Here is an 11909-nt window from a genome sequence, read left to right as displayed (position 1 = left end):
TCCCTTACTTCTTGATCGCCTTGCGCGGACCCTTGCGGGTGCGGGCGTTGGTACGGGTGCGCTGGCCACGCAGCGGGAGGCCACGACGGTGACGCAGGCCGCGGTAGCAGCCCAGGTCCATCAGGCGCTTGATCGCGATGCCGATCTCACGGCGCAGATCGCCTTCCACGATGTACTTGCCGACTTCGGCGCGCAGGCGCTCGATTTCCGGCTCCGACAGATCGCGGATCTTGGTGGTCGAAGCGACGCCTGCGACTTCGCAGACCTTCTTCGAACGGGTACGGCCGATGCCGTAAATGCTTTGCAACCCGACCCAGACATGCTTCTGGGCTGGCAGGTTGACGCCTGCAATACGCGCCATGACGCGGTTCTCCAGCTGAGTGATGGCCGACAGCGCGCCTCGGGCACGCCAATCCGGCAGGATGGATCAAAAAAGTGAACTAGCGATACTAACAAGGTTCCGGTTTACATGGAAGCCCGTGAAACCAGAGGTTTCATGAACCCGGCCTGGGGAGTGTGCCCAGGCTCCGGCGCCGGATGGGGTTGATCCCGGGAGGTCTCCCGGGGCCGCCCGCGCTACTCCTGCGCGGGACCACCTCATCACACCCCCACCCGGAACCGCTGCGGGGGCCGCCCTTCGTTTGTGTGGCCGGAGTCCGCGAAGCGGAGGGACCATCACGTCAGGAAGACGAAAGTATAACAGGCGAATCAGCCGCGGGCAAAACCGCCGCGGTTGCCACCCTTCAGGTTGGCCTTCTTCAGCAGGCTCTCGTACTGGTGGGACATCAGGTGCGCCTGCACCTGGGCGATGAAGTCCATCACCACCACCACCACGATCAGCAGCGAGGTACCGCCGAAGTAGAACGAGGCGTTCAGCTGCGTGCGCATCAGTTCCGGCAGCAGGCAGACGATCACCAGGTAGGCCGAGCCGGCTGCGGTCAGGCGGGTCAGCACGCCGTCGATGTAGTCGGCAGTGGCCTTGCCCGGACGGATGCCCGGAATCAGCGCGCCCGACTTCTTCAGGTTGTCGGCGGTTTCCTGCGAGTTGAACACCAGCGCGGTATAGAAGAACGCGAAACCGGTGATCAGCGCAGCGAACACGATCATGTGCAGCGGCTCGCCCGGACCCAGCGCGTTGGCGACCTTCTGCAGGACCTGGCCGAAGCTGCTCTGGTTGGCCGCCTGGCCGGACCACATGGCCAGGGTGGCCGGGAAGGCCAGCAGGCTCGAGGCGAAGATCGCCGGGATGACGCCGGCCATGTTGAGCTTCAGCGGCAGGAACGAGGTCTGGTTCATGTACGCATTGCGACCGCCCTGGCGGCGCGCGTAATTGACCGTGATCCGGCGCTGGCCGCGCTCGACGAACACCACGAAGAAGGTGAAGGCGAGAACGACGATGGCGATCAGCAGCAGCTGGATGAACTGGATGTTGCCGTCGCGGTAGGCATCGAAGGTATGGATGACCGCGCCCGGCAGGCCCGCCACGATACCGGCGAAGATGATCAGCGACACGCCGTTGCCGATGCCGCGCTCGGTGACCTGCTCACCGACCCACATCAGGAACATGGTGCCGGCGGTCAGCGCGACCACGGCGGTGAGCACGAAGCCCATGCCCGGCGCGTACACGACCGGAGCGCCCGACGGCGAGACCTGGCCCTGCAGGGCCAGAGCGATCGAACCGCCCTGCACCACTGCCAGCAGCACGGCGCCGATGCGCGAATACTGGGTGATCTTGCGGCGACCGGACTCACCTTCCTTCTGCATCGCCTTCAGGGCGGGGAAGATGTGCACGGCCAGCTGCATCACGATCGATGCCGAGATGTACGGCATCACGTTCAGCGCGAAGATGCTGAAACGGTGCAGGGCGCCGCCCGAGAACATGTTGAACATGTCCACGATGCCGCCGCCCTGCTGTTGCATCATGGCAAGCATGGCATCGGGATTGACGCCCGGCACCGGCACGTAGCAGCCGATGCGATAGACGATCAAAGCCCCGACGACGAACAGCAAACGTTGGCGAAGTTCAGTGAACTTGCCCATTCCGCCCGCGAGGTTACCGATGCCAGCTTGCGCCATGATTTTCTTACTCCGTTACGCTGCCGCCGGCAGCTTCGATCGCAGCCTTGGCACCGGCCGTGGCAGCAACACCCTTCAGGGTGAACGCCTTGGTCACTTCGCCCTTGACGACGACCTTGGCCTTCTTGGCAGTGCTCGGGACCAGCTTGGCGGCACGCAGGGCGGCGAAGTCGATCTCGCCGGCCGGCAGCTTGTCCAGCTGGTACAGCAGCACTTCAGCGGTGTCCTTGGCGATCGGCGAACGGAAGCCGATCTTCGGCAGACGACGCTGCATGGGGGTCTGGCCGCCTTCGAAGCCGGCCTTGATCTTGCCGCCACCCTTGCGGGCGAACGAACCCTTGTGGCCGCGGCCGGCAGTCTTGCCCAGGCCCGAGCCGATACCGCGACCGACGCGGGTGCGCTCGGTACGGGCGCCCGGTGCCGGGCTCAGTTCATTGAGACGCAGAGTCATGATCGATTACTCCTCAACCTTGACGAGGTAGTGAACGGTATTGATCAGGCCGCGAACCTGCGGGCTGTCCTTCAGTTCACGCACATCGTTGAGCTTGTTCAGACCCAGGGCACGCACCGACAGACGGTGACGCGACTGAGCACCACGCAGGCCGCGCACCAGGCGCACCTTCACAGTCTTGTTGGACTCATTAGCCATGGTTGAGTTCCTCCACCTTCTTGCCGCGCTTGGCCGCGATGCGGGCCGGCGACTGCGCTGCAGACAGGCCCTTCACGGTGGCACGCACCAGGTTGATCGGGTTGCGCGAACCGGTGGCCTTGGCCAGCACGTTCTTCACGCCAACCGCTTCCAGGACGGCGCGCATGGCACCGCCGGCGATGACGCCGGTACCTTCCGAAGCCGGCTGCATGAACACGCGGGCTGCGCCATGACCATCCTTGATGGTGTGCCACAGGGTGCCGTTGTTCAGGTCAACGCTGACCAGGTTCTTGCGGGCCTGTTCCATCGACTTCTGGATGGCGACCGGCACTTCGCGGGCCTTGCCATAACCGAAACCGACCTTGCCTTCGCCGTCGCCGACCACGGTCAGGGCGGTGAAGGTGAACTGGCGACCACCCTTGACGGTCTTGCTGACGCGGTTGACCGCGACCAGCTTTTCGATCATGCCGTCGTCGATCTTCTCTTCGCGGTTACGGTCGCGATCGCGACCCCGCTGCTGACGCTCTTCTGCCATGTTGATTCCTTGGTTGTTGGGTATGTACGGCTCAGGGCCGCTTATGGTTGTGGAATGACGCGTCGTTCCGGTGGGCCACTACAGAAGAATGGCGCCGTCCAGCCTCGCTCAGGCTGGCGAGCAGGCGGACAGGGGGCCATCGGCCCCCTGCCCCGATCCCTTAGAACTGCAGGCCGGCTTCGCGGGCAGCCTCTGCCAGGGCCTTGATACGGCCGTGGTAACGGTAACCCGAACGATCGAAGGCAACCTTCTCGACGCCGGCGGCCTTGGCACGCTCAGCGACGATGCGGCCAACCTTGGCGGCGGCATCGACATTCTTGCCGCTCTTCAGGCCTTCCTTGACGTCGGTCTGGGTGGTGTTGGCGGCAGCCAGCACCTTGGAACCGTCGGCGGTGAAGACCTGGGCATACAGGTGCTGGCCGGTGCGCAGCACCGACAGGCGGGCGACGCCGAGCTCACGGATGTGGGCGCGGGTCGACTTGGCGCGACGCAGGCGGGCGATGTTCTTGTTCATGATGTTTTTCCTATGAAAGCGGAAGCGCCTATTAGGCCTTCTTGGCTTCCTTACGGATGATGACTTCGTCGGAGTACTTCACGCCCTTGCCCTTGTACGGCTCCGGCTTGCGGAACGCACGGATCTTGGCGGCAACTTCACCGACGGCCTGCTTGTCCGCGCCCTGGACCAGGATCTCGGTCTGGGTCGGGGTGGACAGCGTGATGCCTTCCGGCGCCACGAACACGACCGGGTGCGAGAAGCCCAGCGACAGGCTCAGGTCCTTGCCCTGCATGGCAGCGCGGTAACCCACGCCGACCAGCTCCAGCTTGCGCTCGAAGCCTTCGGACACGCCCTTGACCATGTTGGCCAGGATCGCACGCACGGTACCGGTCAGTGCGACCAGTTCGACGTTCTCGGTGCTCAGGGTGGCAACGCCGTTATCGACGTTGATGGCAATACCGGCCGGCTTGGCCAGCGACAGGGTGCCCTTCGGGCCCTTGGCGGTGACGCTTTCCGACTGGACGTTCAGTTCAACCTTACCCAGGTCGATCGGCTTCTTGGCTACGCGGGACATAGTTCTACTCCTTTCGCCTTAGGCCACGAAGCACAGGACTTCGCCGCCGACGCCCAGCTGGCGCGCCTGCGCATCAGTCATGATGCCCTTGGAGGTGGAAATGATGGAGATGCCCAGGCCGTTCATGACCTTCGGCAGCTCGCTCTTGCCGCGGTACTGGCGCAGGCCCGAACGCGAGAAGCGCTTCAGGGTCGCGATGACCGGCTTGCCTTCGAAATACTTCAGCACGATTTCCAGCTCGGCCTTGTTGTTCTCCAGCTGGGTAACGCGCAGGTCGGTGATGTAACCCTCGTCCTTCAGGACCTGGGCGATCGCAACCTTGATCTTGGACGACGGGGCTTTCACCGTCTGCTTGCCAACCGCGGCCGCATTCTTGATGCGGACCAGCAGGTCGGCGATGGGATCAGTCATGCTCATATGAGTACCTTTGAGTGCACCGATATCCGCTTTCGCGAAAATCTGTTGTCTCCTGGAAACGGGCCAGGTCCCTTGATGCAGCGGACCTGCGGCCCGCCCTACAACCCCGTCTGCACAGGGCAAGACGCGGGAGTATACGCCAAAAGAGCCCGACTTGCGTCGGGCTCTTCGGGTTTTTTGCGAAAGGGAGGCTGAATGCCTCCCCTCCCCGGTTCAGGAACCCCCGGAGGGGCGCCTGATCGCAGGACCGGCTGGGATTACCAGCTGGCCTTGCGCAGACCCGGGACGTCGCCACGCATGGTGGCTTCACGCAGCTTGTTGCGGCCCAGGCCGAACTTGCTGTAGACGCCACGCGGACGGCCGGACAGTTCGCAGCGGTTGCGCTGGCGGCTCGGCGACGAATCGCGCGGCAGCTTGGCCAGCTTGGCAGCAGCTTCGATCTTCTCGTCGTAGCTCGCGTCCACCGAGGACACGATCTTCTTGAGAGCAGCACGCTTCTCAGCGTACTTCTTGGCCAGCTTTTCCCGCTTGATGTCGCGGTTGACCATGGAGGTCTTTGCCATTTCGGTTTCCTCGACGGATCAGTTACGGAACGGGAACTTGAACGCTGCCAGCAGCGCCTTCGCTTCCGCGTCGGTCTTCGCAGTGGTGGTGATGGCGATATCCATACCGCGGATCGCGTCGACAGCGTCGAAGTCGATTTCCGGGAAGATGATCTGTTCCTTCACACCCATGTTGAAGTTGCCGCGACCGTCGAAGGAACGACCGGAGACACCACGGAAGTCGCGCACGCGCGGCAGCGAGATGTTGATCAGGCGATCCAGGAACTCGTACATCTTGTGGCGACGCAGCGTGGTCTTGCAGCCGATCGGCCAACCATCACGGATCTTGAACGACGCAACCGAAATACGCGACTTGGTGACAACCGGCTTCTGGCCGGAAATCTTGGTCATGTCGCCGACGGCGTTTTCCAGGATCTTCTTGTTGGTGGCCGCTTCGCCGACACCCATGTTCAGGGTGACCTTGACGAGCTTCGGCACTTCCATCGGATTGGTGTAGCCGAACTGCTTCATCAGCGCCGGCACCACTTCGTCCTTGTAGAACTTTTCGAGACGGGAAGTCATCTTCTCATTCCTCAGGCGTCGAGCGCCTCACCGCTGGAGCGGAACACACGCAGTTTGCGTCCATCCTCCAGCACCTTGAAGCCAACGCGTTCGCCCTTGCCCGAAGCCGGGTTCAGCACATTCACGTTGGAGATATGGATCGAAGCTTCACGCTCGACCACGCCGCCGGCAACGCCTGCCTGCGGGTTCGGCTTGGTGTGGCGCTTGACGATGTTCACGTTGGCGACGACCACACGGTCGCCGTCGACGCGGACGACTTCGCCCTGCTTGCCCTTGTCCTTGCCGGTGTTGACGACGACCTGGTCGCCCTTCTTGATACGGTTAGCCATGATTATCTCCTGTCGCTCACAGCACTTCGGGAGCGAGCGAGACGATCTTCATGAACTTCTCCGAACGAAGTTCACGGGTCACCGGCCCGAAGATACGGGTACCGATCGGCTCCTGCTTGTTGTTCAGCAGGACGGCAGCGTTGCCGTCGAAGCGGATCAGCGAGCCGTCGGCGCGACGCACACCCTTGCGGGTACGCACCACGACGGCGTCATACACTTCACCCTTCTTGACCTTGCCGCGCGGAATCGCATCCTTCACGGTGACCTTGATGATGTCGCCGATGCCGGCGTAACGGCGCTTGGAACCACCCAGCACCTTGAAGCACATCACCTGCTTGGCACCCGAATTGTCCGCGACGTCAAGGTAGCTCTGCATCTGGATCATGATTCAGACTCCTTATTCAGCCGCACGCGTGATGACTTCCACCACGCGCCAGTTCTTGGTCTTGGACATCGGAGCAATCTCGGTCACGCGGACGACATCGCCTTCCTTGCAGGCGTTGTCGGCATCGTGGGCGTGCAGCTTCGTCGAGCGCTTGATGTACTTGCCGTACAGTGCGTGCTTGACCTGACGCTCAACCAGGACGGTAACCGTCTTGTCCATCTTGTTGCTGACGACACGGCCTTCGACCGTGCGCAGCGTCTTGTTTTCAGTATTGTCGCTCATAGCGGCCATCCTTACTTCGTGCTGCCGAGCAGGGTCTTGACGCGAGCAATCTCGCGACGGACCCGGCGGATGTCGTGGGTCTTCGGCAGCTGGCCGGTGACCTGCTGCATACGGACAGAGAACTGTTCCTTACGCAGGTCGATCAGGTGGGCCTTGAGTTCGTCAGCCGACTTTTCACGGAGAGTTTTGATATCCATCAGCGCACCGTACGGGTCACGAAAGTGGTGGTGACCGAGAGCTTGGCGGCGGCCAGGCGGAACGCCTCGCGAGCCACTTCCTCGGAAACACCCTCGATTTCATAGATCATGCGGCCGGGCTGGATCTGGGCCACCCAGTATTCCACGTTACCCTTACCCGAACCCATTCGAACTTCGATGGGCTTCTTGGTGATGGGCTTGTCGGGGAACACGCGGATCCACATCTTGCCGCCGCGCTTGACGTAGCGGCTGATCGAGCGGCGAGCCGCTTCGATCTGACGCGCGGTCAGCTGACCGTGTGCGGTTGCCTTCAGGCCGTATTCGCCGAAGCTGACAGCGTTGGCGCTCCAGCTCAGGCCTTCGTTACGGCCCTTGTGTACCTTGCGGTACTTGGTTCGCTTGGGTTGCAACATTGTCGTTACCTCGCTTCACGGGCCGGGCGCTGACGGTCACCACGGTCGCCGCGATCGTTGCGCGACGGGGTGTCGTCCTGCTTTTCCTGGCCAACCTGGGAGAAATCGAAGACCTCGCCCTTGTAGATCCAGACCTTGATGCCGATGATGCCGTAGGTCGTCTTGGCTTCAGCGAAGCCATAGTCGATGTCGGCACGCAGGGTGTGCAGCGGCACGCGGCCTTCGCGGTACCACTCCGAACGGGCGATTTCAGCACCGTTGAGGCGGCCACCCACGTTGACCTTGATGCCCAGGGCACCCAGGCGCATCGCGTTGCCCACCGAGCGCTTCATTGCGCGGCGGAACATGATGCGACGCTCCAGCTGCTGGGCGATCGACTCGGCAACGAGCTGCGCGTCCAGTTCCGGCTTGCGCACTTCGGTGACGTTGATGTGCGCCGGAACGCCCATCATCTCGCTCACTTCCTTGCGCAGCTTCTCGATGTCCTCACCACGCTTGCCGATCACCACGCCCGGACGGGCGGTGTGGATCGTCACGCGCGCGGTCTTGGCCGGACGCTCGATCAGGATCTTGCTGATGCCGGCCTGAGCCAGCTTCTTGCGCAGCATTTCGCGAACTTTCAGGTCGGCTGCCAGGTAACCAGCGAACTCGGCCTTGTTGGCGTACCACTTGGAGTTCCAGTCCTTGGAAATACCGAGACGGATACCAATCGGATGAACTTTATGACCCATGGTCTTTTCCTTATCCGCTTACTTGCCGGCGCCCACAACCACAGTGATGTGGCTGGTGCGCTTGAGGATGCGGGTACCGCGGCCTTTCGCCCGCGCCATGAAACGCTTCAGGGTCGGACCTTCATCAACCATGATGGTCTGAACCTTCAGCTCGTCGACGTCGGCGCCCTGGTTGTTCTCGGCGTTGGCAATAGCCGACTCCACCACCTTCTTGATCAGGTGGGCAGCCTTCTTGTCCGAGAACTTCAGCAGATTGACCGCACGTTCGGCCGGCAGACCGCGCACCTGGTCAGCGACCAGGCGAGCCTTCTGCGGGGAGATGCGCGCAGTGCGCAGGATGGCTTTCGCTTCCATTGTCATCTCTCCTTACTTGCCCGACTTCTTGTCACCACCGTGACCCTTGAAGGTCCGGGTGATGGCAAATTCGCCGAGCTTGTGGCCGACCATGTTCTCGTTGACGAGAACCGGGATGTGGTTCTTGCCGTTATGCACGGCAATGGTGATGCCTACCATGTCAGGCAGGATCATCGAACGGCGCGACCAGGTCTTGATCGGCTTCTTGCTGCCCGCAGCGGCCTCCACCTTCTTGACGAGGTGGTGATCGACGAACGGGCCCTTCTTGAGTGAACGTGCCATGGTCGATTAGCCCCTACGATCGCGGACGATGAACTGCTGAGTGCGCTTGTTATGGCGCGTCTTGTAACCCTTGGTCGGGACACCCCACGGGGTGACCGGATGCGGGTTACCCTGGCCGGCCTTGGCCTCACCACCACCGTGCGGGTGGTCAACCGGGTTCATGGCAGCACCACGAACGGTCGGGCGGACGCCGCGCCAGCGCTTGGCACCGGCCTTGCCCAGCTTTTCCAGGCTGTGCTCGTCGTTGCCGACTTCGCCGATGGTGGCGCAGCACTCGACCGGAACCTTACGCATTTCACCCGAGCGCAGACGCAGGGTGGCGTAGACGCCTTCACGGGCGACCAGCTGCACGGCAGCACCTGCAGCGCGGGCGATCTGAGCGCCCTTGCCCGGCTTCAGCTCGATGCAGTGGATGGTGGTACCGACCGGGATGTTGCGCAGCGGCAGGGTGTTGCCCGCCTTGATCGGGGCATCCGAACCAGCGATCACCTGATCACCGGCCTTCAGACCCTTCGGGGCGATGATGTAGCGACGCTCGCCGTCGACGTAGCACAGCAGGGCGATATGGGCGGTGCGGTTCGGATCGTATTCGATGCGTTCCACGCGCGCCGGGATGCCCAGCTTGTTGCGCTTGAAGTCGATGATGCGGTAGTGCTGCTTGTGGCCACCACCGACGTGACGGGTGGTGATGCGGCCGTGGTGGTTACGACCACCCGAGCGGCTCTGCGACTCGACCAGCGCAGCGTGCGGAGCACCCTTGTGCAGGTCGGGCGTAACCACGCGCACGGCCGAACGGCGGCCGGGGGAAGTGGGCTTGAATTTCATCAATGGCATGGGATGTACCTCAGGCCTTGGCCGTTACATCGATCGACTGGCCATCGGCCAGGCGAACGTACGCCTTGCGCCAATCGCCGCGGCGGCCAGCACGGTTACGGAAGGACTTGTTCTTGCCCTTGACGTTGACCACGTTGACGGCTTCGACCTTGACGTCGAACAGCTGCTCAACCGCGGCCTTTACATCGGCCTTGGTGGCTTCGTTCGAAACTTCGAAGACATACTGGTTGGAGAGTTCCTGCAGGCGCGCGGTCTTTTCGGAGACACGCGGGGCACGCAGCACGCTGAAGATTTTTTCGTTGCTGTTCATGCCAGCCACTCCTCGACCTTCTTGACCGCGTCAGCGGTGATGACGACCGTGTCGGCACCGACCAGCGACACCGGGTCCAGGCCCTGCACGTCACGCACCTGCACGTACGGCAGATTGCGGGCGGACAGGTACAGGTGCTCGGAGGCTTCCTCGGTGACGATCAGCGGGCGCTTGCCCACTTCCAGGCCGGCCAGCTTGGCGATCAGACCCTTCGTGCTGGTCGCTTCGACATCGAAGGCCTCCACGATGGTCAGACGGCCCTGGCGGTTCAGCTCGGACAGGATCGCGCACATGGCGGCACGGTACTGCTTACGATTGACCTTCTGCTCGAAGCTGCGCGGCTTGGCCGCGAAGGTGACACCGCCGCCGACGAAGATCGGAGCCGTCAGTGCGCCATGACGCGCGCCGCCGCCCTTCTGCTTCTTCGACTTCTTGGTGGTACCAGCCACTTCGGAGCGAGTCTTCTGTGCCTTGGTGCCGGCGCGACCGGCGTTGCGGTAAGCAACGACGACCTGGTGGACCAGATCTTCGCTGAAATCGCGACCGAACACGGCGTCGGAGACCGAGACCTTGTTGTTGCTACCCGTGATAACGAGTTCCATCGTCATCTCTCCTTATGCCTTGCTCGCCGGACGGACGATCACATCGCCACCCGCCGCGCCAGGAACGGCGCCGCGAACCGCAATCAGACCGCGCTCGACGTCGACCTTGACCACTTCCAGGTTCTGGGTGCTCTGCTGCACCGCGCCCATGTGGCCCGACATCTTCTTGCCCGGGAAAACGCGACCCGGGGTCTGGCGCTGACCCAGCGAACCCGGCGCGCGATGCGACAGCGAGTTACCGTGGGTTGCATCGCCCATACGGAAGTTGTGGCGCTTGATGGTGCCCTGGAAACCCTTACCCTTGGTGACACCCTGGACGTCGACGATCTGGCCGACTTCGAAGATGTCCGCCTTGACTTCGCCGCCGACGGCGAAATCGCCGAGCTGCGCGTCTTCAACGCGGAATTCCCACAGGCCACGACCCGCTTCCACCTTCGCCTTGGCGAAGTGGCCGGCTTCCGGCTTGTTGACCAGGGCAGCGCGACGCGCGCCGACGGTCACCTGCACGGCGCTGTAGCCGTCGGTTTCGACGGTCTTGATCTGCGCGATGCGGTTCGGGGTGGCTTCGATCAGGGTCACCGGGATGGAACGACCATCTTCGGTGAACACGCGGCTCATGCCGGCCTTGCGGCCCACGAAGCCCAACGAATACTTCTTCGTCATGGTCGTAGTCCTCAGGTCAGCTTGATCTGAACGTCGACGCCGGCAGCCAGTTCGAGCTTCATCAGCGCGTCCACGGTCTTGTCATTCGGGTCAACGATATCGAGCACGCGCTTGTGCGTGCGGGTCTCGTACTGGTCACGCGCGTCCTTGTCGACGTGCGGGGAAACGAGAACGGTGTAACGCTCGATCTTGGTCGGCAGCGGGATCGGGCCACGCACTTGCGCGCCGGTCCGCTTTGCCGTTTCAACGATCTCGCTGGCCGAACGGTCGATCAGACGATGATCGAACGCTTTCAGCCGGATCCGGATCTTTTGGTCCGCCATGGCGGTAGGTTCCTTCGTTAAAAGAGCGACAGACAAAGCCTCTGGGTTGCTTTGCCCCATGAAATTCCTGCATACGGACGGCCCGCACTCCTGCAGGCCGACAAGGTCAATCCGTAGACCTCAAAAACGTAGGCAGACCAGTTTCCCGGCCTGCCCAGACGTAGAAGCATAATGGCACGCCAGGCAGCTGTCAACAGTCTCCTGTTGACGCCGCCTGAATGGCCTTGACCCTTCCTGGTCCGGGGAACACAAGGCACATCCTGTGCCTGCTTTCCCATTTTGATACGCCCCGATGCCCTACCCAGGCAACATCGGGGCGCAGAGTCTAACAGA

Annotated in this window: 23 protein-coding genes; all 23 read right to left on the bottom strand. The window is 62.5% G+C overall.

The genetic code is table 11. The annotated features are described in order from the left end of the window. Nucleotides 1-4: 4 nt before the first annotated feature. A complete protein-coding gene (gene rpsM / locus AC06FB_RS17685) occupies nucleotides 5-361 on the bottom strand; it encodes a 30S ribosomal protein S13 (RefSeq protein ID WP_004154500.1) in 357 nt (118 codons plus the stop codon). A 347-nt stretch (nucleotides 362-708) separates the two neighbouring features. Beyond that, a complete protein-coding gene (secY, locus tag AC06FB_RS17680) occupies nucleotides 709-2076 on the bottom strand; it encodes a preprotein translocase subunit SecY (RefSeq protein ID WP_005415420.1) in 1368 nt (455 codons plus the stop codon). A 7-nt stretch (nucleotides 2077-2083) separates the two neighbouring features. Further along, a complete protein-coding gene (rplO, locus tag AC06FB_RS17675; protein ID WP_053519751.1) occupies nucleotides 2084-2527 on the bottom strand; it encodes a 50S ribosomal protein L15 in 444 nt (147 codons plus the stop codon). Nucleotides 2528-2533: 6 nt separating this feature from the next. Further along, the gene (rpmD, locus tag AC06FB_RS17670; RefSeq protein WP_004145412.1) at nucleotides 2534-2725 is read right to left on the bottom strand and encodes a 50S ribosomal protein L30; all 192 of its coding nucleotides are present in this window, start codon (nucleotides 2723-2725) and stop codon (nucleotides 2534-2536) included. Further along, nucleotides 2718-3260: a 30S ribosomal protein S5 gene (gene rpsE / locus AC06FB_RS17665; protein WP_005408213.1), complete on the bottom strand. Its 543-nt coding sequence runs from the start codon at nucleotides 3258-3260 to the stop codon at nucleotides 2718-2720. The genes rpmD and rpsE overlap by 8 nt, the downstream gene beginning before the upstream one ends. Nucleotides 3261-3420: 160 nt before the next feature. Then, the gene (gene rplR / locus AC06FB_RS17660; protein ID WP_053519749.1) at nucleotides 3421-3774 is read right to left on the bottom strand and encodes a 50S ribosomal protein L18; all 354 of its coding nucleotides are present in this window, start codon (nucleotides 3772-3774) and stop codon (nucleotides 3421-3423) included. Between the two features lie 31 nt (nucleotides 3775-3805). Then, on the bottom strand, nucleotides 3806-4330 hold the full coding sequence (rplF, locus tag AC06FB_RS17655; protein ID WP_053519748.1) for a 50S ribosomal protein L6: 525 nt from the start codon (nucleotides 4328-4330) through the stop codon (nucleotides 3806-3808). 18 nt (nucleotides 4331-4348) lie between these two features. Next, on the bottom strand, nucleotides 4349-4747 hold the full coding sequence (rpsH, locus tag AC06FB_RS17650) for a 30S ribosomal protein S8 (RefSeq protein WP_005415417.1): 399 nt from the start codon (nucleotides 4745-4747) through the stop codon (nucleotides 4349-4351). 257 nt (nucleotides 4748-5004) lie between these two features. Further along, nucleotides 5005-5310 (bottom strand): 30S ribosomal protein S14, encoded by a 306-nt coding sequence (gene rpsN, locus AC06FB_RS17645; protein WP_053519747.1) that lies wholly within the window; start codon nucleotides 5308-5310, stop codon nucleotides 5005-5007. 18 nt (nucleotides 5311-5328) lie between these two features. Continuing rightward, complete coding sequence (rplE, locus tag AC06FB_RS17640) at nucleotides 5329-5871, bottom strand: 50S ribosomal protein L5 (RefSeq protein ID WP_053519746.1); 543 nt, start codon at nucleotides 5869-5871, stop codon at nucleotides 5329-5331. Nucleotides 5872-5882: 11 nt separating this feature from the next. Further along, a complete protein-coding gene (gene rplX / locus AC06FB_RS17635; protein ID WP_053519745.1) occupies nucleotides 5883-6200 on the bottom strand; it encodes a 50S ribosomal protein L24 in 318 nt (105 codons plus the stop codon). A 16-nt stretch (nucleotides 6201-6216) separates the two neighbouring features. Continuing rightward, nucleotides 6217-6585, bottom strand: a complete 369-nt coding sequence (gene rplN, locus AC06FB_RS17630; protein WP_010483978.1) for a 50S ribosomal protein L14 — start codon at nucleotides 6583-6585, stop codon at nucleotides 6217-6219. Between the two features lie 12 nt (nucleotides 6586-6597). Next, a complete protein-coding gene (gene rpsQ, locus AC06FB_RS17625) occupies nucleotides 6598-6867 on the bottom strand; it encodes a 30S ribosomal protein S17 (protein ID WP_053519744.1) in 270 nt (89 codons plus the stop codon). An 11-nt stretch (nucleotides 6868-6878) separates the two neighbouring features. Then, nucleotides 6879-7064 (bottom strand): 50S ribosomal protein L29, encoded by a 186-nt coding sequence (gene rpmC, locus AC06FB_RS17620; RefSeq protein WP_004154487.1) that lies wholly within the window; start codon nucleotides 7062-7064, stop codon nucleotides 6879-6881. Beyond that, nucleotides 7064-7477, bottom strand: coding sequence for a 50S ribosomal protein L16 (gene rplP, locus AC06FB_RS17615; RefSeq protein ID WP_053519743.1), 414 nt, complete (start codon nucleotides 7475-7477; stop codon nucleotides 7064-7066). Before rplP ends, rpmC begins: the two co-directional genes overlap by 1 nt. A 5-nt stretch (nucleotides 7478-7482) precedes the next feature. Then, entirely contained in the window at nucleotides 7483-8208 is a 726-nt protein-coding gene (gene rpsC / locus AC06FB_RS17610) for a 30S ribosomal protein S3 (protein ID WP_053462250.1), read from the bottom strand. 18 nt (nucleotides 8209-8226) lie between these two features. Continuing rightward, complete coding sequence (gene rplV / locus AC06FB_RS17605; protein ID WP_080375339.1) at nucleotides 8227-8562, bottom strand: 50S ribosomal protein L22; 336 nt, start codon at nucleotides 8560-8562, stop codon at nucleotides 8227-8229. 12 nt (nucleotides 8563-8574) lie between these two features. Continuing rightward, nucleotides 8575-8844, bottom strand: coding sequence for a 30S ribosomal protein S19 (gene rpsS / locus AC06FB_RS17600; protein WP_005415413.1), 270 nt, complete (start codon nucleotides 8842-8844; stop codon nucleotides 8575-8577). A 6-nt stretch (nucleotides 8845-8850) separates the two neighbouring features. Continuing rightward, entirely contained in the window at nucleotides 8851-9678 is an 828-nt protein-coding gene (rplB, locus tag AC06FB_RS17595) for a 50S ribosomal protein L2 (RefSeq protein ID WP_065182869.1), read from the bottom strand. A gap of 10 nt (nucleotides 9679-9688) precedes the next feature. After that, on the bottom strand, nucleotides 9689-9988 hold the full coding sequence (rplW, locus tag AC06FB_RS17590; protein WP_004145338.1) for a 50S ribosomal protein L23: 300 nt from the start codon (nucleotides 9986-9988) through the stop codon (nucleotides 9689-9691). Continuing rightward, entirely contained in the window at nucleotides 9985-10590 is a 606-nt protein-coding gene (gene rplD / locus AC06FB_RS17585) for a 50S ribosomal protein L4 (RefSeq protein WP_053519740.1), read from the bottom strand. The genes rplW and rplD overlap by 4 nt, the downstream gene beginning before the upstream one ends. Before the next feature lie 12 nt (nucleotides 10591-10602). Continuing rightward, nucleotides 10603-11253, bottom strand: coding sequence for a 50S ribosomal protein L3 (rplC, locus tag AC06FB_RS17580; RefSeq protein ID WP_004145336.1), 651 nt, complete (start codon nucleotides 11251-11253; stop codon nucleotides 10603-10605). A gap of 11 nt (nucleotides 11254-11264) precedes the next feature. Next, complete coding sequence (rpsJ, locus tag AC06FB_RS17575; protein WP_005408208.1) at nucleotides 11265-11576, bottom strand: 30S ribosomal protein S10; 312 nt, start codon at nucleotides 11574-11576, stop codon at nucleotides 11265-11267. Between the last annotated feature and the right edge of the window lie 333 nt (nucleotides 11577-11909).

The sequence above is a fragment of the Stenotrophomonas sp. Steno-C15 genome, from assembly GCF_056393265.1.
The sequence above is the reverse complement of the archived record's forward strand: the minus strand, read 5'-3'. Positions and strand labels throughout refer to the sequence as shown.

Coding starts and splice junctions, on each gene's coding strand:
- rplB (WP_065182869.1), bottom strand. CDS start 9,678: ATGCCATTGATGAAATTCAAGCCCACTTCCCCCGGCCGCCGTTCGGCC.
- secY (WP_005415420.1), bottom strand. CDS start 2,076: ATGGCGCAAGCTGGCATCGGTAACCTCGCGGGCGGAATGGGCAAGTTC.
- rplE (WP_053519746.1), bottom strand. CDS start 5,871: ATGACTTCCCGTCTCGAAAAGTTCTACAAGGACGAAGTGGTGCCGGCG.
- rplO (WP_053519751.1), bottom strand. CDS start 2,527: ATGACTCTGCGTCTCAATGAACTGAGCCCGGCACCGGGCGCCCGTACC.
- rplV (WP_080375339.1), bottom strand. CDS start 8,562: ATGGAAGCGAAAGCCATCCTGCGCACTGCGCGCATCTCCCCGCAGAAG.
- rpsM (WP_004154500.1), bottom strand. CDS start 361: ATGGCGCGTATTGCAGGCGTCAACCTGCCAGCCCAGAAGCATGTCTGG.
- rpsJ (WP_005408208.1), bottom strand. CDS start 11,576: ATGGCGGACCAAAAGATCCGGATCCGGCTGAAAGCGTTCGATCATCGT.
- rplC (WP_004145336.1), bottom strand. CDS start 11,253: ATGACGAAGAAGTATTCGTTGGGCTTCGTGGGCCGCAAGGCCGGCATG.
- rpsQ (WP_053519744.1), bottom strand. CDS start 6,867: ATGAGCGACAATACTGAAAACAAGACGCTGCGCACGGTCGAAGGCCGT.
- rplF (WP_053519748.1), bottom strand. CDS start 4,330: ATGTCCCGCGTAGCCAAGAAGCCGATCGACCTGGGTAAGGTTGAACTG.
- rpsH (WP_005415417.1), bottom strand. CDS start 4,747: ATGAGCATGACTGATCCCATCGCCGACCTGCTGGTCCGCATCAAGAAT.
- rpmD (WP_004145412.1), bottom strand. CDS start 2,725: ATGGCTAATGAGTCCAACAAGACTGTGAAGGTGCGCCTGGTGCGCGGC.
- rplD (WP_053519740.1), bottom strand. CDS start 10,590: ATGGAACTCGTTATCACGGGTAGCAACAACAAGGTCTCGGTCTCCGAC.
- rpsN (WP_053519747.1), bottom strand. CDS start 5,310: ATGGCAAAGACCTCCATGGTCAACCGCGACATCAAGCGGGAAAAGCTG.
- rplN (WP_010483978.1), bottom strand. CDS start 6,585: ATGATCCAGATGCAGAGCTACCTTGACGTCGCGGACAATTCGGGTGCC.
- rplX (WP_053519745.1), bottom strand. CDS start 6,200: ATGGCTAACCGTATCAAGAAGGGCGACCAGGTCGTCGTCAACACCGGC.
- rpsE (WP_005408213.1), bottom strand. CDS start 3,260: ATGGCAGAAGAGCGTCAGCAGCGGGGTCGCGATCGCGACCGTAACCGC.
- rpmC (WP_004154487.1), bottom strand. CDS start 7,064: ATGGATATCAAAACTCTCCGTGAAAAGTCGGCTGACGAACTCAAGGCC.
- rpsC (WP_053462250.1), bottom strand. CDS start 8,208: ATGGGTCATAAAGTTCATCCGATTGGTATCCGTCTCGGTATTTCCAAG.
- rpsS (WP_005415413.1), bottom strand. CDS start 8,844: ATGGCACGTTCACTCAAGAAGGGCCCGTTCGTCGATCACCACCTCGTC.
- rplP (WP_053519743.1), bottom strand. CDS start 7,477: ATGTTGCAACCCAAGCGAACCAAGTACCGCAAGGTACACAAGGGCCGT.
- rplR (WP_053519749.1), bottom strand. CDS start 3,774: ATGAACAAGAACATCGCCCGCCTGCGTCGCGCCAAGTCGACCCGCGCC.
- rplW (WP_004145338.1), bottom strand. CDS start 9,988: ATGAACAGCAACGAAAAAATCTTCAGCGTGCTGCGTGCCCCGCGTGTC.